Origin of the sequence: Corynebacterium tuscaniense, from assembly GCF_008693065.1 — a bacterium.
Lineage (GTDB): Bacteria > Actinomycetota > Actinomycetes > Mycobacteriales > Mycobacteriaceae > Corynebacterium > Corynebacterium tuscaniense.
The window spans coordinates 1-2,715 of the sequence record NZ_VXKH01000108.1; the positions used below are offsets into that span (position 1 = coordinate 1).

At 54.7% G+C, this 2,715-nt stretch carries 2 rRNA genes; both read left to right on the top strand.

The window, feature by feature from the left end:
• Positions 1 to 67 precede the first annotated feature (67 nt).
• Positions 68 to 1,585, top strand: a 16S ribosomal RNA gene (locus F4V54_RS10585).
• A gap of 432 nt (positions 1,586 to 2,017) precedes the next feature.
• Positions 2,018 to 2,715 (top strand): 23S ribosomal RNA (locus tag F4V54_RS10590); the annotation flags it as partial.

The window sequence follows — 2,715 nt, forward strand, 5'->3', positions numbered from 1 at the left end:
GGTGTTGGTGTGGTTTGTTTTGGTTGGGTTTTGGGCTTTTCACGGCTCGGTAATCTTTTACTGATTTTTTGTGGAGAGTTTGATCCTGGCTCAGGATGAACGCTGGCGGCGTGCTTAACACATGCAAGTCGAACGGAAAGGCCCAAGCTTGCTTGGGTGCTCGAGTGGCGAACGGGTGAGTAACACGTGGGTGATCTGCCCTGCACTTCGGGATAAGCCTGGGAAACTGGGTCTAATACCGGATAGGACCATCGTGTTGTGGCGGTGGTGGAAAGTTTTTTCGGTGTGGGATGAGCTCGCGGCCTATCAGCTTGTTGGTGGGGTAATGGCCTACCAAGGCGTCGACGGGTAGCCGGCCTGAGAGGGTGTACGGCCACATTGGGACTGAGATACGGCCCAGACTCCTACGGGAGGCAGCAGTGGGGAATATTGCACAATGGGCGCAAGCCTGATGCAGCGACGCCGCGTGGGGGATGACGGCCTTCGGGTTGTAAACTCCTTTCGCCAGGGACGAAGCGTTATGTGACGGTACCTGGATAAGAAGCACCGGCTAACTACGTGCCAGCAGCCGCGGTAATACGTAGGGTGCGAGCGTTGTCCGGAATTACTGGGCGTAAAGAGCTCGTAGGTGGTTTGTCGCGTCGTTTGTGTAATACCGCAGCTTAACTGTGGGGTTGCAGGCGATACGGGCATAACTTGAGTGCTGTAGGGGAGACTGGAATTCCTGGTGTAGCGGTGGAATGCGCAGATATCAGGAGGAACACCGATGGCGAAGGCAGGTCTCTGGGCAGTAACTGACGCTGAGGAGCGAAAGCATGGGTAGCGAACAGGATTAGATACCCTGGTAGTCCATGCCGTAAACGGTGGGCGCTAGGTGTGAGTCCCTTCCACGGGGTTCGTGCCGTAGCTAACGCATTAAGCGCCCCGCCTGGGGAGTACGGCCGCAAGGCTAAAACTCAAAGGAATTGACGGGGGCCCGCACAAGCGGCGGAGCATGTGGATTAATTCGATGCAACGCGAAGAACCTTACCTGGGCTTGACATACACCGGATCGCTGCAGAGATGTAGTTTCCCTTGTGGCTGGTGTACAGGTGGTGCATGGTTGTCGTCAGCTCGTGTCGTGAGATGTTGGGTTAAGTCCCGCAACGAGCGCAACCCTTGTCTTATGTTGCCAGCATTTGGTTGGGGACTCATGAGAGACTGCCGGGGTTAACTCGGAGGAAGGTGGGGATGACGTCAAATCATCATGCCCCTTATGTCCAGGGCTTCACACATGCTACAATGGTCGGTACAACGCGCAGCTACTCTGTGAGGGGATGCGAATCGCTGAAAGCCGGCCTTAGTTCGGATTGGGGTCTGCAACTCGACCCCATGAAGTCGGAGTCGCTAGTAATCGCAGATCAGCAACGCTGCGGTGAATACGTTCCCGGGCCTTGTACACACCGCCCGTCACGTCATGAAAGTTGGTAACACCCGAAGCCAGTGGCCTAAACGTGTTAGGGAGCTGTCGAAGGTGGGATCGGCGATTGGGACGAAGTCGTAACAAGGTAGCCGTACCGGAAGGTGCGGCTGGATCACCTCCTTTCTAAGGAGCTTTTATTGTGTGCCCACAGTTGTGGGTGTTAGTGGTTGAGTACCCGAAGGTGGTGCTGCCACTGTTTGTGAAATATCCAGGTGGATGCACACCTGGCTGGTGGGATGCCAGTCGAGTGGGCAGGTGATACAAACCGTAAAAATTTCCAAGCATTGTTTTGTGGTCGTTGGTGCACTGTTGGGTGTCTGGGGCAGCACATGGTGCCCGCATGCATGATTGGTTTTGTGTGTGTGGGTGGTTGTTCCTGTTTGTGACTCACTGTTTGCTGATCACTGTTTGTGTGGTGGTTGGTGGTGGTGGGTGTGGTGTGTGAGAACTGTATAGTGGACGCGAGCATCTTTCTTCTTTGAAGAGTTTTTTGTGTGAGTATGTGTTGTGTATCCGAAACGCATGTCCTGCTTTGTGGTGGGGTGTGTGTTGTTGTGTTTGTTACTTAAGGGCGCATGGTGGATGCCTTGGCATGCTGAGCCGATGAAGGACGTGTGAGACTGCGTTATGCCTCGGGGAGTTGTCAACAAAGCGTTGATCCGAGGGTGTCCGAATGGGGAAACCTGGCCACAGTTGTGTGTGGTCGCCTGCTGGTGAATTCATAGCCGGTTGGGAGGTGACGTCGGGAAGTGAAACATCTCAGTACCGACAGGAGAGGAAAATAAGAATGATTCTGCTAGTAGCGGCGAGCGAACGTGGAGGAGGCTAAACCGTGTGCGTGTGATACCTGGCAGGGGTTGCGTGTGCGGTGTTGTGGGGTGCGGTTGTGGTGTTCTGCCAGGCACCGGTGCGCATTGTTGTGTTAGCGGAAGTGGCCTGGGATGGTCTACCGGAGTGGGTGAGAGTCCCGTACGTGAAGACATGGTGGTGTGTGCTTGATTGTGTCCCCGAGTAGCAGCGGGCTCGTGGAATCTGCTGTGAATCTGCCGGGACCACCCGGTAAGCCTAAATACTCAGTGTGACCGATAGTGAATTAAGTACCGTGAGGGAATGGTGAAAAGTACCCCGGGAGGGGAGTGAAATAGTTCCTGAAACTGTGTGCCTACAATCCGTCAGAGCACCTCTTGTGTGTGATGGCGTGCCTTTTGAAGAATGAGCCTGCGAGTCAGCGGCATGTCGCGAGGTTAACCCGT